This is a genomic window from Mesorhizobium intechi (genome assembly GCF_002879535.1).
Taxonomy (GTDB): domain Bacteria; phylum Pseudomonadota; class Alphaproteobacteria; order Rhizobiales; family Rhizobiaceae; genus Mesorhizobium; species Mesorhizobium intechi.
This window is the reverse complement of the sequence record NZ_PNOT02000082.1, coordinates 29,739-52,103: the sequence shown is the minus strand read 5'-3', so window position 1 is coordinate 52,103 and position 22,365 is coordinate 29,739. Positions and strand designations below refer to the sequence as shown.

General features: G+C 63.5%; 21 protein-coding genes. 14 read left to right on the top strand and 7 right to left on the bottom strand.

What is annotated here, in order from left to right:
* Window positions 1–87: 87 nt before the first annotated feature.
* The gene (locus C1D09_RS07640; protein ID WP_143973695.1) at window positions 88–1,143 is read left to right on the top strand and encodes a succinylglutamate desuccinylase/aspartoacylase family protein; all 1,056 of its coding nucleotides are present in this window, start codon (window positions 88–90) and stop codon (window positions 1,141–1,143) included.
* A 1-nt stretch (window position 1,144) separates the two neighbouring features.
* On the opposite strand, the gene C1D09_RS07635 is transcribed toward C1D09_RS07640, so the two are convergent.
* The gene (locus C1D09_RS07635; RefSeq protein WP_143973694.1) at window positions 1,145–1,915 is read right to left on the bottom strand and encodes an isocitrate lyase/PEP mutase family protein; all 771 of its coding nucleotides are present in this window, start codon (window positions 1,913–1,915) and stop codon (window positions 1,145–1,147) included.
* 319 nt (window positions 1,916–2,234) lie between these two features.
* Between C1D09_RS07635 and C1D09_RS07630 the strand changes: the two genes are divergently transcribed.
* Together C1D09_RS07630 and C1D09_RS07625 are read left to right on the top strand one after the other, a co-directional pair.
* A complete protein-coding gene (locus C1D09_RS07630) occupies window positions 2,235–4,424 on the top strand; it encodes an anthranilate synthase (protein WP_143973693.1) in 2,190 nt (729 codons plus the stop codon).
* Between the two features lie 5 nt (window positions 4,425–4,429).
* Window positions 4,430–5,377 carry a cation diffusion facilitator family transporter gene (locus C1D09_RS07625; RefSeq protein WP_143973692.1) on the top strand — a complete coding sequence of 316 codons (948 nt, stop codon included), beginning with the start codon at window positions 4,430–4,432 and terminating at the stop codon, window positions 5,375–5,377.
* A 268-nt stretch (window positions 5,378–5,645) separates the two neighbouring features.
* Here C1D09_RS07625 and C1D09_RS07620 read toward each other — a convergent pair whose 3' ends face one another.
* Together C1D09_RS07620 and C1D09_RS07615 are read right to left on the bottom strand one after the other, a co-directional pair.
* The gene (locus tag C1D09_RS07620; protein WP_143973691.1) at window positions 5,646–6,350 is read right to left on the bottom strand and encodes a DUF4272 domain-containing protein; all 705 of its coding nucleotides are present in this window, start codon (window positions 6,348–6,350) and stop codon (window positions 5,646–5,648) included.
* 28 nt (window positions 6,351–6,378) lie between these two features.
* Window positions 6,379–7,482, bottom strand: coding sequence for a hypothetical protein (locus C1D09_RS07615; RefSeq protein WP_143973690.1), 1,104 nt, complete (start codon window positions 7,480–7,482; stop codon window positions 6,379–6,381).
* Window positions 7,483–7,577: 95 nt separating this feature from the next.
* Between C1D09_RS07615 and C1D09_RS07610 the strand changes: the two genes are divergently transcribed.
* The 4 genes from C1D09_RS07610 (at window position 7,578) to C1D09_RS07595 (ending at window position 10,396) form a co-directional block, all read left to right on the top strand.
* Complete coding sequence (locus C1D09_RS07610) at window positions 7,578–8,015, top strand: DsrE family protein (protein ID WP_143973689.1); 438 nt, start codon at window positions 7,578–7,580, stop codon at window positions 8,013–8,015.
* A 61-nt stretch (window positions 8,016–8,076) separates the two neighbouring features.
* Window positions 8,077–8,859 carry an SDR family NAD(P)-dependent oxidoreductase gene (locus C1D09_RS07605; RefSeq protein ID WP_143973688.1) on the top strand — a complete coding sequence of 261 codons (783 nt, stop codon included), beginning with the start codon at window positions 8,077–8,079 and terminating at the stop codon, window positions 8,857–8,859.
* A gap of 63 nt (window positions 8,860–8,922) precedes the next feature.
* Window positions 8,923–9,231 (top strand): putative quinol monooxygenase, encoded by a 309-nt coding sequence (locus C1D09_RS07600; RefSeq protein ID WP_143973687.1) that lies wholly within the window; start codon window positions 8,923–8,925, stop codon window positions 9,229–9,231.
* Window positions 9,232–9,298: 67 nt separating this feature from the next.
* Window positions 9,299–10,396 (top strand): AbrB family transcriptional regulator, encoded by a 1,098-nt coding sequence (locus C1D09_RS07595; RefSeq protein WP_143973686.1) that lies wholly within the window; start codon window positions 9,299–9,301, stop codon window positions 10,394–10,396.
* A gap of 61 nt (window positions 10,397–10,457) precedes the next feature.
* On the opposite strand, the gene C1D09_RS07590 is transcribed toward C1D09_RS07595, so the two are convergent.
* Window positions 10,458–11,234 carry an esterase family protein gene (locus C1D09_RS07590; protein WP_143973728.1) on the bottom strand — a complete coding sequence of 259 codons (777 nt, stop codon included), beginning with the start codon at window positions 11,232–11,234 and terminating at the stop codon, window positions 10,458–10,460.
* A gap of 4 nt (window positions 11,235–11,238) precedes the next feature.
* Window positions 11,239–12,405 carry an ATP-grasp domain-containing protein gene (locus C1D09_RS07585; protein ID WP_143973685.1) on the bottom strand — a complete coding sequence of 389 codons (1,167 nt, stop codon included), beginning with the start codon at window positions 12,403–12,405 and terminating at the stop codon, window positions 11,239–11,241.
* A gap of 427 nt (window positions 12,406–12,832) precedes the next feature.
* Here C1D09_RS07585 and leuA point away from each other — a divergent pair, with 427 nt between their 5' ends.
* From leuA to C1D09_RS07560, 4 genes are all read left to right on the top strand, one after another.
* Entirely contained in the window at window positions 12,833–14,578 is a 1,746-nt protein-coding gene (gene leuA / locus C1D09_RS07575) for a 2-isopropylmalate synthase (protein WP_143973684.1), read from the top strand.
* A 253-nt stretch (window positions 14,579–14,831) separates the two neighbouring features.
* Window positions 14,832–16,577: a tetratricopeptide repeat protein gene (locus C1D09_RS07570; RefSeq protein WP_143973683.1), complete on the top strand. Its 1,746-nt coding sequence runs from the start codon at window positions 14,832–14,834 to the stop codon at window positions 16,575–16,577.
* A 219-nt stretch (window positions 16,578–16,796) separates the two neighbouring features.
* Window positions 16,797–17,597 carry an alpha/beta fold hydrolase gene (locus C1D09_RS07565; RefSeq protein ID WP_143973682.1) on the top strand — a complete coding sequence of 267 codons (801 nt, stop codon included), beginning with the start codon at window positions 16,797–16,799 and terminating at the stop codon, window positions 17,595–17,597.
* 240 nt (window positions 17,598–17,837) lie between these two features.
* Window positions 17,838–18,452 (top strand): hypothetical protein, encoded by a 615-nt coding sequence (locus C1D09_RS07560; protein ID WP_143973681.1) that lies wholly within the window; start codon window positions 17,838–17,840, stop codon window positions 18,450–18,452.
* On the opposite strand, the gene C1D09_RS07555 is transcribed toward C1D09_RS07560, so the two are convergent.
* A complete protein-coding gene (locus tag C1D09_RS07555) occupies window positions 18,436–19,365 on the bottom strand; it encodes a metallophosphoesterase family protein (protein WP_143973727.1) in 930 nt (309 codons plus the stop codon). The genes C1D09_RS07560 and C1D09_RS07555 overlap by 17 nt on opposite strands.
* A 72-nt stretch (window positions 19,366–19,437) precedes the next feature.
* On the opposite strand from C1D09_RS07555, the gene C1D09_RS07550 reads away from it, so the two are divergent.
* Both C1D09_RS07550 and C1D09_RS07545 read left to right on the top strand, forming a co-directional pair.
* Entirely contained in the window at window positions 19,438–19,932 is a 495-nt protein-coding gene (locus C1D09_RS07550) for an NUDIX domain-containing protein (protein ID WP_143973680.1), read from the top strand.
* A 63-nt stretch (window positions 19,933–19,995) separates the two neighbouring features.
* Window positions 19,996–20,475 carry an ABZJ_00895 family protein gene (locus C1D09_RS07545; RefSeq protein WP_143973679.1) on the top strand — a complete coding sequence of 160 codons (480 nt, stop codon included), beginning with the start codon at window positions 19,996–19,998 and terminating at the stop codon, window positions 20,473–20,475.
* 30 nt (window positions 20,476–20,505) lie between these two features.
* Here C1D09_RS07545 and C1D09_RS07540 read toward each other — a convergent pair whose 3' ends face one another.
* Window positions 20,506–21,489 carry a glutathione S-transferase family protein gene (locus C1D09_RS07540; RefSeq protein ID WP_143973678.1) on the bottom strand — a complete coding sequence of 328 codons (984 nt, stop codon included), beginning with the start codon at window positions 21,487–21,489 and terminating at the stop codon, window positions 20,506–20,508.
* A gap of 273 nt (window positions 21,490–21,762) precedes the next feature.
* On the opposite strand from C1D09_RS07540, the gene C1D09_RS07535 reads away from it, so the two are divergent.
* On the top strand, window positions 21,763–22,287 hold the full coding sequence (locus C1D09_RS07535) for a GNAT family N-acetyltransferase (protein ID WP_143973677.1): 525 nt from the start codon (window positions 21,763–21,765) through the stop codon (window positions 22,285–22,287).
* Window positions 22,288–22,365 lie beyond the last annotated feature (78 nt).

Sequence of the window (22,365 nt, the reverse complement as noted above, 5' to 3'; positions counted from 1 at the left end):
AACTCTTGCGCCCATAGCGCAGCCGACTGGACCAATCGACAGCGATACTTCAAATGGGCATGTCTTCTCGCTCCAATGGAGGAAGTCATGCAGAAATCGATCGAACGCATCGCCGGCGACAGCGACGGCGTTTCCTACGAATTCCCGGTGTTCCGCTTCACAGGCAGCGACAAGGCGGCGCCCTCGGCCTATCTGCAGGCAGCCCTCCATGCCGGCGAGCTACCGGGCGTCGTCGCCATCGACGCGCTGATGCCGGCGCTGAACAAGGCCGCTGCCGAAGGCCGCATCAAGGGCGACATCACCATCGTGCCCTGGGCCAATCCGATCGGCCGTGCGCAATATCATTTCGGCGAGCATCAGGGCCGCTTTCACCTGGGCACCCGCACCAATTTCAATCGCGCCTTCCCGCTGCTTGCCGCCCCCGACGCCAAGCTCTTGCCCGACACCAGCTTTGGCGGCGCCGACCAGCGGCTGAAGTCCCGCCTGGTCCAGCTGTCGCTCGGCCACGACATCGTGCTCGACCTGCACTGCGACGACGAGGGCCTTGCCTATCTCTACATCCACACCAGCCTGTGGCCGGCCATGGCCGATTGCGCCGCAGCCATGGGCGTCGATGCGGTGGTACTGTGGAGCGAGGACACTGACGGCACCTTCGAGGGCGCCTCGATCATGCCCTACCAGAACGTTCCCGCGGATGTGGCTAAGTTCGACCGTCGCGTCGCCACCACCGTCGAATATCGCGGCATCCTCGATGTCGATAGCGCCCTGGCCAAAGCCGACGCCGAAGGCCTCTATCGGCTGCTGGTGGCGCGTGGTGTCATCGCCGACAGCGCGCTGCCCGCGCCCGACCCATTCAAGGGCGTCGTGGCCCCCTTGGAAAACATCGACATGATGCCCGCGCCCCGGGCGGGCGCTGTCCTCTATGACGTGAAGCCCGGCGACCGTGTCGCCAGGGGCGATCGTCTCGCCACCATCATCCACGCACCAGGCGAAACCGATGGCCGCGCGGAAGTGTTCGCGCCGCAGGACGGCATCATCCTGACCCGCCGCTCGCGTCGCATCATCCGCGCCGGCGAGGATCTGCTAAAGCTGGTCGGCGACAGGAAGAGCGCCGATGCCAGGTCGGGTACGCTGGAGGACTGACCTAGCCTGATATCGCCAGCCGCGCTTTGGCTTCCAGCCACTCGGCCATCTGCCGGTACGGCACCGGGCCGTGACTGATGCGGGCAACGCCGAGTTCGGCCAGCCGCTGGCGCGGCGGCACATGCGCCAGGGCGATGATGTTGACCGGCAGCACCGTTGCCTTGCACAGCGCCTGGATGAGAACCTCGTCACCAAGGCCCGGCGCAAAGAAGCCGCTCGCTCCGGCCTTTTCATAGGCATGCGCCCGCTCGATCGCCTGGTCGAGCAGCGTCTTGTCATGCGCGTCGGGCTTGGCCTTGAGGAAGATATCGGTACGGGCATTGAGGAAGGCCGGGATACCCGAGGCCTTGACGGCCGCCGCCGCCGCTTCGACCCGCTTCACCTGGACTCCAATGTCGTGCAGGCCGGTGCCGCCGACGATCTGGTCCTCGAAATTGAAGCCGATGGCGCCGGCCTGCAAGGCGCGTGTCACCGTCCGGGCGACGACTTCCGGCTCGACGCCGTAGCCGCCTTCGAGGTCCATGGTCACCGGCAGATCGACCGCCTGCACGATGCGCCTGATGTTGTCGAGCGCCAGCTCCAGCGGGATTTTCTCGCCATCGGCATAGCCGAAGGCGGCCGCGACCGGCCAGCTTCCGGTGGCGATGGCCTTGGCTCCGGCTTTCTCGATGATCTTGGCCGAGCCCGGATCCCAGGCATTGTAGAGAACGATCGGGTTGCCCTTGACGTGAAGGGAATGGAACGTCCGCGCGCGCTGGGCTTGGTCGGTCATGGGTGTTTTCCCGTCTTGGTATCGCTGGAGGTCCAGCCTAGCCGGGACCGCCGGCCCTGGCGATGTGCCATGGGCCCGGGAAGCGGCGGCCACCGGACAGACTTTTCAAACCTGTTGCGCATCCGGTTTTTCGCCGCTATGGATTTCGCCATGGACATGCGTTCGACCAAGACCATTTGGTGGTGGGCCTGCTGACAGCGGCCTGTTCGAACGCGCGTGCGTGAAAAGAGAGGGTGGCCGCAACGGAAAGTCCGGGCGGCCATTTGTTTTTCCAAGCCAGTCCCGGGTCCGTTGCCCCAACAAGCTGATGGAGACGGTAATGACGATGAAGGTTCTGGAAAACGGCGCTGAAAGTTTCATGACCGCGGGTGGCATCACCATTGTGCGTGAGCGCCACGACCGGCCTTATGCGGGGGCGATCGACGCCTATGTCGATGGCTTGAACTCGCGCCGGGGCGCGGTGTTTTCCTCCAACTACGAATATCCCGGCCGCTACACCCGCTGGGACACCGCCATCATCGACCCGCCCTTGGTCATCTCCGCGCGCGGCCGCGCCATGCGCATAGAAGCACTGAACCGCCGTGGCGAGGCGCTGTTGCCGGTCATCGGCAAGACGCTGGGCGGCCTTGCCGACATCACCATCGCAGAGACGACGAAGACGCTGATCCGCCTCGACGTCGCCAAACCCGGCCGCGTCTTCACCGAGGAGGAGCGCAGCCGCGTGCCTTCGGTCTTCACCGTGTTGCGCGCCATCACCGCTTTGTTCAGGACCGACGAAGACGCCAATCTCGGCCTCTATGGCGCCTTCGGTTACGACCTCGCCTTCCAGTTCGACCCGGTCGACTACAAGCTCGAGCGCAAGCCGAGCCAGCGCGACCTGGTGCTGTTCCTGCCCGACGAGATCCTGGTCGTCGACCACTATTCGGCCAAGGCCTGGACCGACCGCTACGATTATTCCGGCGAGGGATTTTCGACCGAGGGCCTGCCGCGCGCCGCACTCGCCGAGCCGTTCAAGACCGCCGACCGCATCCCGCCGCGCGGCGACCATGAGCCGGGCGAATATGCCAACCTTGTGCGGCGCGCCATGGACTCGTTCAAGCGCGGCGACCTGTTCGAGGTGGTGCCGGGCCAGATGTTCTACGAGCGCTGCGAGACCCAGCCCTCCGAGATTTCGCGCAAGCTGAAGTCGATCAACCCCTCGCCCTATTCCTTCTTCATCAATCTGGGCGAAAACGAATATCTGATCGGCGCCTCGCCCGAAATGTTCGTGCGCGTCAACGGCCGCCGCGTCGAAACCTGCCCGATCTCGGGCACCATCAAGCGCGGCGACGATGCGATCTCGGATAGCGAGCAGATCCTGAAACTGCTCAATTCGAAGAAGGACGAGTCCGAGCTCACAATGTGCTCGGACGTCGACCGGAACGACAAGTCGCGGGTCTGCGAGCCGGGTTCGGTGCGCGTCATAGGCCGCCGCCAGATCGAGATGTATTCGCGCCTGATTCACACCGTCGATCACATAGAGGGCCGGCTGCGCGAAGGCATGGACGCCTTCGACGCCTTCCTGTCGCATGCCTGGGCGGTCACCGTCACCGGCGCGCCGAAACTGTGGGCCATGCGCTTCATCGAGCAGAACGAGAAGAGCCCGCGCGCCTGGTATGGCGGCGCGATCGGCATGGTCAATTTCAACGGCGACATGAACACCGGCCTCACCTTGCGCACCATCCGCATCAAGGACGGCATCGCCGAAGTGCGCGCCGGCGCCACATTGCTGTTCGACAGCATCCCCGAGGAAGAAGAAGCCGAAACCGAACTGAAGGCATCCGCCATGCTCTCCGCCATCCGCGACGCCAAGATGGGTAATTCCGCCACCACCGAGCGTACCACCGCGCGCGTCGGCGACGGCGTCAATATCCTCCTCGTCGACCACGAGGATTCTTTCGTCCACACGCTGGCCAACTACTTCCGCCAGACCGGCGCCAATGTCTCGACCGTGCGCACGCCGGTGCCGGACGAAGTCTTCGAGCGGCTGAAGCCGGACCTCGTCGTGCTCTCACCCGGACCGGGCACGCCGAAGGATTTCGATTGCGCCGCGACCATCAGACGAGCGCGCGCGCGCGACCTGCCGATCTTCGGCGTCTGCCTTGGCCTGCAGGCGCTGGCCGAGGCCTATGGCGGGGAACTGCGGCAGTTGCATATTCCCATGCACGGCAAGCCCTCGCGTATCCGCGTCTCCAAGCCCGGCATCATCTTCTCCGGCCTGCCCAAGGAAGTCACCGTTGGCCGCTACCACTCGATCTTCGCCGATCCGGTGCGCCTGCCCGATGATTTTATTGTCACGGCGGAGACGGAGGACGGCATCATCATGGCCTTCGAGCACCGCAAGGAGCCGATCGCCGCCGTTCAGTTCCATCCGGAATCGATCATGACGCTCGGCCACAACGCCGGCATGCGCATCATCGAGAACATCGTCGGCCATTTGCCCCGCAAGGCCAAGGAAAAGGCAGCCTGACCTCGATGGCCGAAACCGAGAACACGGTGGCGATCGCAGCCAGGACGGCTGCGAGGCGCAAGGTTGCCAACCTTGCCTTCTGGTCGATCGTGGTCGCCTTTGTCGTGCTCGGGCTGAAGCTGGCCGCCTGGTACATTACCGGCTCCGTCGCGCTTTATTCGGACGCGCTCGAATCGATCGTCAACGTCATTGCCTCGGTCGCCGCCTTCTGGGCGATCCAGGTCAGCTACAAGCCGGCCGACCAGGATCATCCGTTCGGCCATCACAAGGCGGAATATTTCTCGGCGGTGCTCGAAGGCGTGCTGATCGTCGTCGCCGCACTGCTGATCCTCAACGAGGTCTGGCGCTCCTGGCAAGCGCCCGCGCCCCTGGAACGCCCCTGGAACGGCCTTGCCGTCAACGGTATCGCCACGCTGATCAACGCCTTCTGGGCCTGGACGCTGATCCGCGTCGGCCGGGCCGAAAAGTCGCCGGCGCTGGTCGCCGACGGCAATCACATCATGACCGACGTCGTCACATCGGTGGGCGTCTTCGGCGGCCTGGTCGGGGCAATCCTGACCGGCTGGCAGATCCTCGATCCGGCGCTCGCCGTCATCGTCGCGCTCAACATCCTGTGGCAGGGCTGGCATGTCATCGGCTCGTCGATGAACGGCCTGATGGACCGTGCCGTCGATACCCAGGAACACATGCGCATCCGCGACGTCATCTCGGCCAATTGCAAGGGCGCGCTGGAGGTGCATGACCTGAAAACCCGCATCGCCGGCCGCGCCACTTTCATCGAGTTCCATCTGGTCGTCGACGCCGACATGTCGGTCGGCGCCAGCCACGTCATCTGCGACCGCATCGAAGACGCGCTGAAAGCCGAGATTCCGTCGGTGCGGGTGACGATTCACGTCGAGCCCGACGACGAGGCGAAGCTGCCGAAGGGCACGACGGCCGTGCCGTTTGCTTGAGGAAAAACTCAGGGCATCATCCTCGGGCGAGGATCTGCCGACCCCGCCGGATCGATCGGGCCATTAGCGCCATGTGGGGTAGCCCGCCAATGGCTCCATCCAGGCATTAATTCCAGAATAGATCGCCAAATCGGGCAGCGCCTGCTGATCAAAGGCACGCCAGCTCGGCCTCAAAACCGTAGTCAGGTGAACCGTCTAAGTTTGTCAAATCCAAACTCGGCAAGCGAAGTCCGATCCAAGGTAGCACCCCCTGCTTGCTACCGGCTCATCATGTGTCGGTCGAAATGTCGTCCCATTCCTGCCCCATATACCCAATCAGCCAATTGAGCGCGTAATGACGCTCGACAACCACGTCTTGTTCCAATCCTGCCGGCGCGGCTTTCCCGTTCACCCGCGCATCCACCACAGCCCAATTGTACCGATAGATCAGATCGGCAGCATCGAGAAGGTCGCTTTGCGGACGCAAATTGGCCCGCTTGAGCAACCCTTCCGTGTCGAGGTCACGCAAGATCGAAACCATACGCGACACATCGCAAGGCTTATCTGGGCGCCCAAGGTCTTCAAAGAATTGCAACGCCCACAACATTACGAAAGCCCCTTCATAGCGCCAGCTAAAATTTGCGCGATCTTGCCCGGTTGCAACGGGGTTACCGACAAACGCTTGCTCTTTGGGCGTAAAAAACCCTTCTGCTCCAAACTGGCTGATCAAGTTGCTTACGAGATTTCGATCATTGGTCTCCCCTTTGACGGCCACGATCACCAATGCGATGGCGCGCTTAACCACCTCGTCCGTCGTCCGTCGCCGACTTTCGGCTGCGGTTTCGATCGTCGGCAAATGGTCCATGAAGGGTACGCCCTCCTTCTTCAACTGTGCTGTTGAGGCCGCCTTGCGAGCCTCAGCCTCGCCTTCAGCGTCGGCGGATCCGATGAAGGCCAAGGAAGTCAGAAAACCAAGAAAGCTGCGACGCATCATATTCATTACCAAATGGCTGCTAAAGTGACTAAGGCGCACAAGCCGATTGCGGCATTGGCTCCAGCCGATAGACCTTGTCGTCCGACTTCGTCTTGCCATCCGCTGCCTTCGAGCAGAGATCGACGATCGCCAGGCTGCTGTTGGGGTTCGCGAGCATCATCGTGCCGTTGGCGCCACGCTTGAGGAAAATTTCCTTCTGCGCGATGTCGCAGGAGAAATCGCTCATCTTCGAGCTTGCCGCGCAGCGCCACTGATCGGCCTCGCCCTGGCAGGAATAAGTCTGCGTGACCTTGCCGGACTTCAGCCGCGTCGTCACCGAGACGGCGATGTCGGCGCCGTCAGGCCAGTTGGCGATGTCACCGCCAGAAGCGAAAGACGCCAGTTCCACCGGCCCGCGGAAAACCCGGATCGACTGCGTCAGCTGGTCGGGATGCGAAGCCAGATGTGCCGTATCGTAGTCGCGGCCGTAGCAGAACGGCTGGTCGGGCTTCAGCCGCACGCGCAACGGATCCCCGAGCGCCGGATCGATCGGGTCGATGCGTGCGAACTCGGCCTTGCAGGTCGCGGCCGGCATCGGGTCGAGGCGGAAATTGTCGTCCTCTGAACCCAACGCCTGCCGGTCATATTCGGCCTTGCCGAGTTCCTCTTCCGATCCGGCATCGAGATAGAGGTCGGCCGAGACATCGGTGACAATCAGGCGACCTTTGTCATCGACCTTCAGCGAGGCCATGGTGCGGTCGCAGTCCATGCCGCAACGGATCGGCCCTGATGTGCCATCCTCGGATTCATGGTTGCACCAGCCACCGGCCCATTGCGGCGCCTTGGCGCCACGCACCGTCGTGGTAAGAAAGCCATTATACGACGTGTCGGCATTTGCCGCGGGCTCTTCGTTCGGCCGGCTGACCGGATCATGGCCATAGTAGAAGAAGATCCGCGCCACCTTCTGCTTTGGATGTGCCTTGAGATGAGCCGCGTCGTAGACCCGGCCGAAACAGACGTCCGCCCCGTTCGGGCTGAGCTCCTTGAGCTTGAGTGCGTCGGCGGCGACGGACTTGCCCGTCAGCAAGCCAAGCAGCACGACGCCAAATCCGGCGCTCGCGACTGTCTTCCATTCCCCTGCCCTGAACGTCATGTGACCTCTCCTCGCATCGACAGGACGTCGCGTCAATTTATGCTAGTATTGTAGCCGCAGCCACGCAAATCGCGGTACGATCTGAGGAGGATGCCATGCGCCGACGCGACATGTTCCGCGCGGTTCTTGCCGGGACCGCAACGTTTCTCGGCCTGCGGGCCGCGCAGGCTGCGGTCACGGAGCCTGCCAGGCTGAAGGTTGCCTATCATCTCAGCGATGTGGACAAGGTCAACTTCGTGCTCGGCAACATCAAGAACCACTATGAGGGCACCGGCGGCAAGGTCGACATCGTGCTGGTCGTGCATGGCCCGGCCCTGGCGAGCTTCAAGTCGAAGGGCATATCGGCTGCCATCTCCGGCCGCTTCGCCGGCCTGGTGCAGCAGGGCCTCGAGCCGCAAGCCTGCGGCAACACCATGCGCGGCATGGATATTTCGCTCGCCGACCTGCTCGATGGCTTTCATGCCGCCGACAAGGGTGGCGTCGTCAAGCTCGCGGAACTGCAAAGCCAGGGCTATACCTATCTACGCCCCTGAGGCTTGAACACCGCGGTGGCAAAGGCCTACGAAGGGCGGCAGACATCCCGGAGGAACAACCGTGCCAGCCACCAATACGCTTAGCATTCCCGATCTCGCCGGCAAGGCGGTGCTGATCACCGGCGCCTCGACCGGCATCGGCGCGGCACTCGCGCTGGCCTACGCCGCGCAGAAATCGAGGGTGGCGTTGCATTACAATTCGAGCCGCGAGGCAGCCGAGAAGCTCGCCAAGACCATAGCCGACAGCGGCGGCGAGGTGTTCCTCGTTCAGGGCGATTTTTCCGTCCCCGCCGACGTCGAGCGCGTCGTCGAGGACAGCGCGCAGCATTTCGGCCGGCTCGACGGGTTGGTCAACAATGCCGGCGGCATGCTCGGCCGCGTACCCTATGCCGAACAGACCGAAGAGCATTACGACGCGGTGATGGACCTCAATGCGCGTTCGGTGCTGACCGCTTCGCGCAAGGCGATGCCGTGGCTGAAGAAGCAGGGAGGCTTCATCGTCAACACCTCGTCCATTGCCGCGCGCAATGGTGCCGGCGGCGGTGCCGGCCTCTACGGCTCGGCCAAGGCCTTCGTTTCCAATGTGACGCGCGGCATGGCAAAGGAGCTGATCGGCTTCGGCATCCGCGTCAACGCCGTGGCGCCCGGCACGATCCTCACGCCCTTCCACGAGCGCTATTCGACCGAGGAGCAGATCAAGGGCATGGTCGCCACCATTCCGCAGGGCCGCGCCGGCACGGCGGAAGACTGCGTTGGCGCCTACCTGTTCCTCTCATCGGACCTGCTGAGCGGCTACATCACCGGCCAGGTGATCGAGGTGAATGGCGGCCAGTTGATGCCCTGACCGGCTATCTGCATACTGACGGTCCACATGCTCTTGTCGAGGACCTTGAAGGGAGACAGCTGAATGTACGGACTGATCGGCAAGATGCGGGCGGCGCGCGGCCAGCGCGACGCGGTCATGGACGTGCTGCGCGCCAGCACCGGCGCCCTGCCCGGCTGCCTGAGCTATATCGTCGCCACCGACCCGGCAGATGCTGACGCGATCTGGGTGACCGAAGTGTGGACGGACCAGGCAAGTCACAAGACCTCGCTGCAGCTTCCGGAAGTCCAGGCGGCAATCGCCAAGGCGCGACCCTTCATCGCCGGCTTCGAATTTCAGGTGGAGACCAACCCCGTCGGCGGCTTCGGGTTGCCTGACGGCAAGACAGGCTGAGGCCTTCGGGCAGCTTTTTCAGCACGGCGGGGTTCGCATCGCCGTACTCTGCGTCTAAGACCGAAACATGGATTCCCCGGCGCAGCCTCCCGACCAGCCCGCCACCGACCGCATGGCGCGGATGGGCAAGCCTTGGCAATGGCTGGTCCTAGTCGCCATTTCTGCCCTCTTTGCCGGCGCGCTCGAACTCGCCGCTCTGCCGGCGGCGCTGCTGATCGGGCCGATGCTGGCAGCCATCGTCGCCGGCACCAATGGCGCCACGGTGCGGGTGCCGCGCCTGCTCTTCGGCTCCGCCCAGGCCATTGTCGGCTGCCTCGTCGCGGCGTCGATCTCGGCCGATATCTTTCGTGTCTTCCATGCCGAGTGGCCGCTGTTCCTGGGCGTAGTGATTGCGACGGTCGCGGCCTCCAGCCTGCTTGGCTGGCTGATCAGCCGCTGGCGCATCCTGCCCGGCACCACCGCCGTCTGGGGCTCCTCGCCGGGTGCAGCTACCGCCATGGTGCTGATGGCCGGCGCCTTTGGCGCCGACCAGCGCCTTGTCGCCTTCATGCAGTATCTGCGCGTCATCTTCGTTTCGATGACGGCGGCCATCGTCGCCAAAATGTGGGTCGACACATCGGGCATCGAAGTCCCGCCGATCATCTGGTTTCCGCCGATCGATGTCCAAGCCCTCGCCGCCACGTCAGGCATCGCGCTGGTCGGCGGCTTGGCGGGAAAGCTGTGCCGGCTGCCCTCGCCCTTCTTCCTCGGCACCTTCATCTTCGGCGCCATCGTGCATCTGGGCCTTGATGTCGAGATGCAGCTGCCGCCCTGGCTGCTGGCAATCAGCTACGCCATGGTCGGCTGGTCGATCGGGCTGAACTTCACCAGGCCGATCCTGCGCCATGCGACGCGTGCTCTGCCGCAGATCATCGCCTCGATCCTAGCGCTGATCGCCTTTTGCGGCGGGCTCGCCTTCCTGATCAGCCATCTCCTTGGCATCGATCCGCTCACCGCCTATCTGGCGACCAGCCCCGGAGGCATGGACAGCGTGGCCATCATCGCCGCCGCGGCGCAGAACGTCGACATCTCCTTCGTCATGGCGCTGCAATCGGCGCGCTTCCTGATCGTCCTGCTCGTCGGCCCGAGCGTCGCCCGGATGGTTGCCAGAAGCATCCGGGACTGACAGGCCCTGCTTCACTCGGCGATCCGGACACGATAAGTACCTTCCGCCGGCGGAATCCTCATCAATCCAATCTGTGCATCAAATCATCATCCAGCCAGCGGCCGAAGAAATAGACCAGCTGCTTGTGCCACCATGGCCAGTCATGGCTGACGTCACCGCCCCAATAGTCGACCCAGGCCGGAATGGATTTGTCGCGCAGGATCTGTTCCAGCTGGCGCGTCTCGACCAGCATGCGTTCTTCCCAGGCGCCCTGCCCGCAGCAGAAGATAAGGCGCAGCGCCTTCAGCCGGGCCAGAAGCTTGGTATCGACGATGCCGGGCAGATAATCGAGCGGCGAGTTGTAGAAGATGTCGCCCTCCAGAGCCTTCCCGAAGAAATCGCGGGCCGAATAGACCCCCGACAGCGAAATGACGCCGCTGGCCAGTTCGGGAAAGCGGAAAACGAAATTCGACGAATGGTAGCCACCCATCGAGCAGCCTGAAAACAAGGGCTTCAGCTTGCGCCCGCCATTGGCGGCCAATGCGGTGGACAGGATTTCCGGCAACGCCTCCTCGCGCACATAGCCGAAATAGGCCTCGTGGCGGCCGATGCGGTGCGCGGCGTCGGCATGCTTGTCGAAGAACGATTCCGAATCGATGCCGTCGACCGTGAACAGCTGGATACGGCCGGTGTCGATGAACTCGGCCAATGCGCCCACTCCACCGGAATCCTCGAACTGGTAGAACCGTCCCTGCGACGTCGGGAACACCACGACCGGCCGGCCGGCATGGCCGTAGCGCTTGTATTCCATGTCGCGGCCGAGCTTTCCGGAGAAATGCTTTTGATAGGAGACGTCCATCGCCTCAGGCCCTTTCCGCATGGATATAGGCGACCGCCTCGCGCAGCGCCGCCTGATCCTTCGAGCGCAACTGGTAGGCGTAATTTCCCATGGCGCGGCTGAAAACCTCTTCGATGGCCTGATGGTGGACGATCTTGTCTCCGTGCGCCGCTAGCACGTCCTCATGGCTGTGCAAATAGCGGAGGTGCCGCTTGCGGCTGGCATAGGCGGTGAAATACTTGCCCTCATAGGGCCCGCCGGCGGCGTCCTTGACCACCATGTCGGCCCATGCCGCGTAGACGTCGATGTCGAACGTGTAGTTGATGGCGTCGGTCATCCAGGCGCCGGGCGGTCGCATGTTGACCTCCAGCGCGATGATCCGGTCGTCCCTGGTCTCGAACAGCTCGATGTGGAAGAAGCGCTCGCGCACGTCGAACGCCTTCAGGATCTTGCGGCCGGCCTCCTCGACCGCCGGCCTGATATGGGGAAAGCAGGTGTAGCTCATATGGCGGTCCTTGTTGACCACCTCCATGACGCTCTGGTCGTAGCGGTGGCTGGCCGCCAGCACCACATCGCCGTCGCGGTTGACCAGCCCGTCATATGTCACCACCAGCCCCTCGATGAATTGCTCCATGACGAAGGTCACGTCCTCGGGCTTGTCCCGGAAGAACTGGTCGAGCTCCCCTGTGTTGGAGATCTTGAAGGTATTAGAGGCGCCGGAGCCGCTGTCGGGTTTTACCACCACGGGATAGCCGACGCGGCGGATGAAGGTCATGGCGCCGGCGCGGTCGGAGCATTTGCGCTGCGCGATCGTCTCGACGCCGCTCTTGCGGAAGAAGGCGCGCATGCGGCTCTTGCGCTTCAGGTTCTTCACGAAATCGAGCTTGGTGCCGTAGATGTTGAAGTCGGTGCGGATGTTGGCTTCCAGCTCCAGCCAGTGCTCGTTGAGCGATTCGAAGCGGTCGATGCGGCCCCATTTGTGGATGAAATGCCCCATCGCCCGGAACACCGGCTCGTAGTCCTCCATGTCGGCGACGCGGTAATATTCCGAAAGCGCGCTCTTCAGCTTGCCGTTCAGCGCATCATAGGGGGCGTCGCCAATGCCGAGCACGGTGGCGCCGGCCTTTTTCAGCCGGTCGCAGAAATCGGCGCCGTTGGCCGGAAAATGCGGCGAGAAGAACACGAAATTCATGGACACCCCCTCATGGCGGCGGCGCAGCGCAGCCCCGCCGACGCTCGAGTCTGGCGCATTTGCGGCGCCTGTGGAAGAGCACCCGCATCAGGGATAATGTTCAACGGATTGAGCCCCCGCTTGCCTCTGCGGGGGCGCTCCTGTATGAGAGCCCGCATGAACACCCGCGCCACCACCGCTTCCCGTCAGACCGGCTTTGCCGGCGAGACCGTGCGCGCGCTTGCCTCGACCCTGCTTCTTCTCGGCCTTATCGGCGATCGCCGGGTTCGCTGAAGGAGCGCCCGGCGGTCGAACCGCCGCGCAAGCGCATGCTCCTTGGCCAGTCACACAATTGGCAGTCACATCAAGCGAACGCAAATCTGGTAAAGGCACCACTCGCCAGCCATCCGTCCGAGACGGATCCGAGGGCAGCAGGGAGAACAAGACGATGAACGCACGAGAACAAGTCCGCCCTGATGCCGCTGTCGCCGGCGAGCATGTGGAACCAGCCCGCGGCATGCCCGACGCGGCGCGCAAATATCAACCCTATCCGACCGTCGGCCTCACAGACCGCACCTGGCCCAACAAGGTCATCGACAAGGCGCCGATCTGGTGCTCGGTCGACCTGCGCGACGGCAACCAGGCGCTGATCGACCCGATGGGCCATGAGCGCAAGGCGCGCATGTTCGGCCTGCTGCTCGACATGGGCTTCAAGGAGATAGAGGTCGGCTTCCCCTCGGCCTCGCAGACCGATTTCGACTTTGCCCGCTGGTGCATCGAGGAAGGCAACGTGCCCGCCGATGTGTCGCTGCAGGTGCTGGTGCAGTGCCGGCCCGAGCTGATCACGCGCACCTTCGAGGCGCTGAAGGGCGCCACCAATCCGATCGTGCACTTCTACAATTCGACCAGCGAATTGCAGCGCCGCGTCGTCTTCGAAAAGGATGTCGGCGGCATCAAGCGCATCGCCACGGACGCGGCCAAGATGATCACCGACATGGCGGCCAAGGCCGGCGGCGGCTATCGCTTCGAGTACTCGCCGGAAAGCTTTACCGGCACCGAGCTCGAAGTCGCGCTGGAGATCTGCAACGCCGTCACCGAGATCGTCAGGCCGACATCGGACAACAAGCTGATCATCAACCTGCCGTCGACGGTCGAGATGTCGACGCCCAACATCTACGCCGACCGTATCGAGTGGATGTGCCGCAATCTGGACAACCGCGAGAACCTGATCATCTCGCTGCATCCGCACAATGACCGCGGCACCGGCATCGCCACCACTGAACTTGGCCTGATGGCCGGTGCAGATCGCGTCGAAGGCACGCTGTTCGGCAATGGCGAGCGCACCGGCAATGTCGACATCGTCACGCTTGCGCTCAACATGTACACGCAAGGCGTCGATCCGGGAATCGACTGCTCCGACATCAACCGCATGAAGGACGTCTACGAATACTCGAACCAGTTGAAGATCCCCGAGCGTCATCCCTATGTCGGCGAGCTCGTCTACACCGCCTTTTCCGGCTCGCACCAGGACGCCATCAACAAGGGCATGAAGGCGCTGAAAAGGGCCAACACCGGCCTGTGGGAAGTGCCCTATCTGCCGATCGACCCCGCCGACGTCGGCCGCAGCTACGAGGCGATCATCCGCATCAACTCGCAGTCCGGCAAGGGCGGCATCGCCTATGTGCTGCAGGCCGATTACGGCCTCAATCTGCCGCGCAATCTGCAGATCGAATTCAGCCAGGCGATCCAGGCGATCACCGATGCCGAAGGCAAGGAAGTGCCCGCCAAGCGCATCTATGAGCGCTTCCTCGAAACCTATGTCGACCAGCCGGGCGCGCGCCTGAAATTCCTCGACCACCACACCTATCCCGATACAGTGGTCAAAGGCCGGCGCGTGGTCGAGGCAGTGATCCTCGACAAGGGCAAGGAAATGACCATTACCGGCACCGGCACAGGCCCGATCGATGGCTTCGTCGATGCACTGTCACGCCATGTCGGCGTGGAGATGTCGGTCCTCGATTATTCCGAACACTCGATGCAGCGTGGCTCCAATGCATCCGCCATTTCCTATGTCGAAATGGAATATCCCGGCGGCAAGCTGTTCGGCGCCGGCATCAACACCAACATCGTCGCCGCCTCGCTGGAAGCGGTGACCTCGGCGGCCAACCGCATCGTCGGCCGCAAGCCGCGGTAGCGTTTACCGACGATTGGCGCGAGAGATCACGACCACTCTCGCGCCGGCCATTTTTCAAGACCGAACAATGCCTTGGCCTTGAACGGCTGACACCGGCGCCACACCGATCCTGTAGCCGGCGTCGGCCGCGTCATTAACCACCGGAAAATTATCCGGTGAGGTACGCGATCGCATAGTGAGTGGATACTTGTTTGGTGGTGCGAGCCCTATATGATCGCGCCTCAACCTGTGCCGACTTCGAGAGGATCGACACTTGCAGCATGCCACGCCTGCCGCCCCCGCAGTGCGCGAGACACTGGAGCGACTGCTTGCCAGCGAAACGTTCGGACGGTCCGAGCGCGCGCGCAAGCTGATCCGTTATCTCGTCGAACGCGAGCAGGCCGGCGAAGCCGACAGGCTCAAGGGCTTTTCCATCGCCATGGACGTCTTCGGCAAGGACGGCGATTTCGATCCGTCGACCGATGCCGTGGTGCGGGTGCAGGCAGGCCGGCTGCGCGAATTGCTGCAGCAGTATTTCGCCAATGAAGGCATTGCCGAGCCCGTCCGCATCGCCATCCCGCGCGGCGGCTACGTCCCGGCCTATGAGCTCAACGCGATCCGTCTGCCGGAAGGGGCCAAACCCGCCGAGCAGACGCCAGCGGCAGCGGCTCCAGCCGAGCAGCCCGGCGCTGCCGAGGAGGCCGTTGCACCCGTGCCTTCGGTGGCGCGCCACCTCCGCTTCTTCTGGATGGCGATCGCCGTGGTCATCGCCATGCTGGGCGTCCTGATCCTGCGCCAGGGCGGCGACGCGCTGCTCGCCGGCGGCGATCTGCCGGCGACGCTCGAGAGCGCGGGCCTGACCAGCAGCATCGCACCGTCCCCGGTCAGCGAGGCCCTGCCGCTCGTCTACATCGCCGTCAAGGCCAGCGGCGCGGACGCCAGCCGCGTCGCCGCCTCGTTGCGCGCCGGCCTGAGCGGCTTCGATACGATCGACTTCATCGGTCGCGACACCGTCGACAAGACCGATCCGGGCGCCAGCGCAACGAGCTTCATGTTCGATGTCCTGCCTGGACCGGGCGCGGGCGAGATTACCATCGAACTGCAAAGCGTGGCGACCGGACGTGTGCTGTTGTCGCGCAATCTAACGGCCGCCGACAGCGCGCCATCGGACGTCGAGGACCGCATAGCCGGCATCCTCAGTTCCGCGCTGCCCGCGTCCGGCACGATCTACAACTACATCGAACAGAGCGGCATTCAGAACGGCCTGACGCAGTGCCTGCTGCTCAACGGCAAATACTATCTCGACCAGAACGCCAGAACCCACGAAGCCGCCTATCGCTGCCTCGAAACCCTTGCCGAAAACGGCGCAAAATCGTCGCTTGTCTATTCCGAACTCGCCTCGTTGCACCTCGAGGCCGTGAACGACCACTACGCCTATCCGCCGGATGCGACGATCGAAAAGGCGATGACATTCGCCCATCGCGCCGTGCAGATGGGGCCGACCAGTCCCTATGCGCATCGCTCCTACGGTTACATCAATTCGCGTCTTGGCAACGCCGACGAAGCGCTGCGCTGGATGCGCAAGGCCTATGACCTCAACCCCTATGACGTCGCCATGGCGGCCGCCTATGGTTACGGGTTGGTTTTCGCCGGCCGCTACGCCGAGGGAACCCCCCTTCTGGCCCATGCCGTGGATGCCTCCAGCGGCCATCCGACATGGTGGGATTTCGGGCTTTTCGCCGGGGAACTCATGCTCGGCGACACGAACAAGGCCGCGATCGCCAGCTCCGCCCTGAGAACCACCGCGACAAAATCGCACTATCTTGCAGCCCGGCTGATCGGCGCCAGGATCTCCGGTCAGGACAGCCTGGCACGTAAGCTGCTCGATGAACTGACCACCAAATTCCCCAAATTCGCCGCCAATCCACGCGCGACCTTCATTGACCGAAAATACCCGGCCGATCTGACCGAGCGGCTGATCGGCGCCTTGCGCGCCGCCGGGCTCGGCGCCGCCAGCTGACCTCGGCAGGTCGGGACTGTTTGGACCAATGGAATTGTTGGGCGTTCGCGCGCACGGGACGAAGCGCCGATCGGGCTGATTTCCCGGCTTTTGCCGGACGAACCCCTGGATGACATGCCAGCGCTCGCGAAATCGCGAAAGTTTTACTGGCCATCGCTCTGGACAAAGAGCAATCCAGTCGCATTCAAGCGTTCCCGCAATTTGATACCTTCCGCTTCCATGATCTCATCGCTTCACGCTGCCGAAATGGGTGCCGGCTCGAAGACCATCGTCTTACTGCACGGGTTCGGCGGTTGCGCGGACGTCTGGCGCGACGTGACCGTCGCGCTCGCACCTTCCGCGCGCACGCTTGCCTATGACCTGCCGGGCCATGGCCTGTCGCTCGACTTTCCCGATGCCGGGCCTGCAAAGGTGGCGGCAAGGGCCGTTCTTGCCGACCTTGCGGCCCGCAGGGCCAAAGGCATCCATCTCGTTGGCCATTCGATGGGCGGAGCGGTGGCGACCTTGATGGCTCTGGCCGAGCCGGAGAGGGTGGCGTCGCTGACGCTTCTGGCGCCCGGCGGCTTCGGCCCGGAGATCAACGGGTCGCTGTTGCGTCGTTATGCCGGCGCACAGAGCCGGTCCGAGATCCTCGCCTGCCTTGCCGCCATGTCGGGTCCACGGGCGCTACCTTTTGATCGCATCGCCGATACGCTCTGCGAAATGCGCAAGCGGCCCGGACAATCGGAAAAACTCGTCGAGATCGCCGCTGCTATGACCAGGGACGACCGCCAAGGCGTCATCTCGCGTGAGCAGTTGGACAGACTGACCATGCCGGTGATGGTGGTATGGGGCAGTGATGACGCAGTGCTGCCATTCACCCAGGCCGACGACCTGCCGGCGCGCTTTCATGTGCATCACGTGCTTGAGGCCGGCCATATGCTGATCGAGGAAGCGCCTGATCTGATCGCCAGCATCATCCGGCGCAATATCAACCGTCGGGCCAGACCCCTTCGCCCCAAACTCGCCGCCGCCAGTTGAGTTGCTTAATGCCTGCCGCCCAACGGTGACCTCGGTTCGAGTGCGCCCTGCGGGTGGACGGATTGAGGATTTGCCAGTGCTGTCGGGTTTTCGGAGAGAGAACCATGGCAGGACACCGCAGCTACCGCATCACGTTCAAGCGTCACATCCCGGAACCCATCGGTCCGCTTCATCTCGCCAGTGCATTTTGCCGGCGTCTGTGTTAACCCCGTGTTAACCAAACCCGCGAGGCAGACGCCGATGAAGGACGCAGGCGAAAAGATCGATCCGTCAAGAAGGCTGTCCGATGCCATCCGTGATGTGAAGAACGCCTTCGCCGACCGCGACGATGTCGTCGTCGACATGCGCGAGGCGCATCGCATGCGCCTCGATCTCCTGGCCGCCGAACTCGCACCCGTCTTTGCCGATGTGCCCGCCGACATGGACAATTTCGACTTCGTCGTTTCGTCAGGGCTGCAGCCGCGCCTGTGGATCGACGCCGTCAGCCATGTCGCCATGGGGCGCGACCGCCGCACCTACCGCTTCCTCAAGGACACCCGCATCGGCCGCGTGGTGCTTGCCGAATCGACCGAGATGAGGCCGGTTGCAGATTCGGTGACCCGCTATGTCGCCGAGCGCATCGTCGAGCGCCAGAGGATGATGGAGGGCGGGGTCGAGCCGGCCGTCGCCGGCATGACGCGCGCCGAGGTGGCGGAGGCCGAGCCGCCGCTGCGGTCGCCGCAACGCGGCAAGGGCTGGTCGGCCTTCCTGTCAGGCCTTGGCCTTGTCGCCGCCGGCGCGCTGGTCGGCCTGGCGGTGTCGGTCGCCCTGTTGTGGGACCGCCTCGTGGCCGTGGTGTTCAGCCTGCGGCCGTAGAAGCGCTGGCCTCCACACCCAGTTCCAAGGTCTGCAGATCGGCGGGCGGTATCGCCGGCCCGGTCAGGCCGCGCCGCGTCAGGCGGATGCGCCAATTGCCCTTTTCGCCGTCGATATCGAGCAGATTGTACTGTGCGGCCGGATGCTTGCCGCCCGGCGCCTGGCCGGCTGCGGCGACACCGATCACCGGAACCTTGGCGCCGCGCAGCCCGATCTGGAACAACGACGGCAGATGCGAATGACCGTGCAGGACGAGTTCCGCACCGTTCTTGCGAATGACCTTGTGGAAGCGGGCGATGCCGAACAGCCGCTTGTGCTGCGAGACGGCGCCGCGCACCGGCGGATGGTGGATCATGATCGCGCGAAACAGGCCTTGCCCGCCAGTGTCGCGCAGAATCTTGCCGAGCCGCTCCGCCTGCCCTTCCATGAAGAAGCCGTTGGCCATGAAGGGTGCCGTGGCGCGCGCCGTCGAGACGCCGATCAGCGCGACATTGCCGCGCACGCGAAGATAGGGGAACGCGTTGCGGTCGACCGGCGTGTTGACGCCGTCGCCGCTCATCCAGGCCGCCCATGCGCGGCAGACCTTGTCGAAGGCGCCGGGCACATAGGCGTCGTGGTTTCCCGGAACCACGGAAACGTCGTTCGGCGATCCCAGCGTCTCCAGCCAGTGCTTGGCCATCTCGATCTCGCCGTCGAGCGCCAGATTGACGAGGTCGCCGGTGACGGCGAGGTGGTCGGGGTTCTGCGCCTTGATGTCGGCCGTGATGGCGTCGATGACGGCGTCATGCATATGGCGCCGGCGATTGCGTTGCCAGTTGACGTAGCCGAGCACGCGCTTGGAGGCGAGATCGCGATAAGATACATCGGGGAGCGGCCCCAGATGGACATCGGAAATATGCGCGAGCCTGAACATCCACCCCTCATAGGCGACCAGCGCCCCGCTTTCCACTCAAGGTTTCCTTTATCACCCACGGTTTGGCACCTGATGGCAAATCCGGACGACATCTTCCGCCAGACCGGCTGGCCGGGGTTGCGGGCCAGGCTCTTCCACCTCTATTTCGTACTGCGGCGGCCAATGACACTCGGCGTGCGCGGCCTCGTCCATGACGCCGCGACGAATTCCGTTTTCCTGATCCGCCATACCTACGTGCCCGGCTGGCAGCTTCCCGGCGGCGGCGTCGAGGTCGGAGAAACGCTGGCCGAGGCGCTGGTGCGCGAACTCGCCGAGGAAGGCAACATCGCGCTGAACGCGCCGGCAGTGCTGAAGTCGATGCATTTCAACTGCCGCTCCAGCCGCCGCGACCATGTCGGCTTCTACGTCATAGAGCATTTCAGTCAGGCGGTGCCGAAGCTGCCGGACCACGAGATCGCCGAGGCCGGCTTCTTCCCGCTCGATGGCTTGCCGGAGGGAACGACGCCGGCAACGCTGCGACGGATCGCCGAAGTTTTTGGGGAGGAACCCGCATCGCCCTATTGGTAAGCTTGCCTTAGCCGCAAAAAACCTCTGAGCTATACTGATCAGGAAAATAACGGGCGTGATTCCATGGATGTCGAACAAGCAAGATCAGTGAGCGTTTGGCCCTATGTCGGCTTTTATAGTCTTATGATGGTGGGCTTGACCGTTGTGTTTATGGGCGTGGCGATGATGGCTCCGTCGCTACCCGACAGCTTTGGCCATGCAAGCGGCTTCGCTATTGCGTTCGGGTCGACCTCTTTCGCCTCCTACAAATTCATCAACAGGAACCTTCGGCTTTTCAATCGAGACGAATATTGGAAGATAACGCTTTTTTCGTCTCTGGCCTCGTGCCTGCTTTCACTGATGCTGGTAGGCCTTGCCGTTGCGGGCGGAGCCATGCCGGGAAGCGATACCTTGCCTGCCCTCGTCTGGGTTTTCATCTTGCTGTTTGCCGGGCTTGTGGTTTTCGCTATCAACGCCCTGGGCTACTCCAGCCGCATGGGCAAAAGTTTCCTGAAAGCGGAGCTTGCCAGGCAGGCTCGCATCAACACGGAAACCTTCCGATAGCGACGATGCCCGCCGCGGGTATTGCAGATCTCAGATCGCGAATCTTGCCCGATCATGCGGCGCCCCATAGTCAAGCTCCGGCCCCACCGGCACGATTCGTGTCGGATTGATCGTTTCGTGGCTGCCGTAGTAGTGCGCCTTGATGTGATGCAGGTTCACGGTCGCGGCGACACCAGGCACCTGATAGAGATCGCGCAAATAGTTCGACAGGTTCGGATAGTCGGCGATGCGCCGCAGATTGCATTTGAAATGGCCGACATAGACCGGATCGAAGCGCACCAGCGTGGTGAACAGCCGCCAGTCGGCCTCGGTGATGCGGTCGCCGACGAGATAGCGCTGTTTTGACAGCCGCTCCTCCAACGTATCGAGCGCCGCGAACAGTTCGCCGAACGCCTCCTCATAGGCACGCTGCGTGGTGGCGAAGCCGGCGCGGTAGACGCCGTTGTTGACCGCGGGATAGACCAGCGCGTTGACGCGGTCGATCTCATTGCGCAGGTCCCCGGGATAGAAGTCGAGGCTTGCATCGCCCCATGCGTCGAATGCCGAATTGAGCATGCGGATGATCTCGGAAGACTCGTTCGAGACGATGGTCTGCTCCTTCTTGTCCCACAGCACCGGCACGGTCACCCTGCCGGAATAGGCGGGATCGGCCTTGGCATAGATCTGGTGCAGGAAATCGAGACCGTAAAGCGTGTCGCCGGTGGCGCCGTCCTCGCCCAGGAATGTCCAGCCATTGGCGCCCATGAAATGATGCACGACCGAGACGGAGATGATGCCCTCGAGCCTCTTCAGCGCGCGAAAAATCAGCGTCCGGTGCGCCCACGGACAAGCGAGCGAGACATAGAGATGGTAGCGCCCCGGTTCGGCCTTGAAGCCGCGCCGCCGGCCTTCGGCCGGCGCCCCGTCGACGGTGATCCAGTCACGCCATTGCGACTGCGTTCGCACGAACCTGCCGCCGTTGTCAGCGGTATCGTACCAGCGATCCTGCCACCTGCCCTCCACCAGCAATCCCATGCGATTCTCCTTGCGTCCTTTCCCATTATTTAGGTCCAGGGTTGCGCCGCCGAAGGCGTCAGGCGCTGAACAGACCGTCACTTGACGGAGACGACCAACACATCAGGCCAATTGCGGCGGCCGAAAATTGATGCTAGCGGACACTCCGCATGTTCGACTTTGCCTTGATCCGGTTTGACCGACGACGAAAGGGCGCCCGCGCTTGATGAAGCGCTGACTGGCGAACGCTGCCGTTTGCAGCAACCTTTCCTCCTCTACCGGAACGCAAAGACCATGAGCCTTGCCGACGTGAAATACTTGCCGGAAACTCCCGCGCACGACCCCGAAATCGATGCCATCAATGACGAGGCCTTCGGGCCCGGCCGCTTCGTGCTTGCCGCCTACAAGATCCGCGAAGCCGGCGGCCACGAGCGCGCGCTGTCCTTTGTGGCGGTCGATGGCGATCGCGTCGTCGCCTCGGTGCGAATGACCCGCATAGCCGCCGGTGCCGGACGCGCGCTGATGCTCGGGCCGCTCGCGGTGCGGCCCGCCTTCAAGAACCTCGGCATCGGCCGCCGGCTGGTGGCGATCGCGCTGGAAGCGGCTGCAAAGGCCGGCGTGCCCGCCGTCATCCTGGTCGGCGACGAGCCCTATTACGGGCCGCTCGGCTTCAAGCGCATCCCGCGCGGCCAGATCTCAATGCCGCGCCCTGTCGATCTCGACCGGCTTCTGTCGCACGAGATCACGCCGGGCGCGGTGGCCAGGCTCACGGGCGAGGTCGGTCATGCCAGCCAGGCCAGGGTCGCCGAGCACGTCTAGGCGATGGCTTGACCTTGACCGTCGATCCGGGCCTGATCCATCCCTGTTTTCTTGGAGCAATTCCAGGAAGATGTGAAA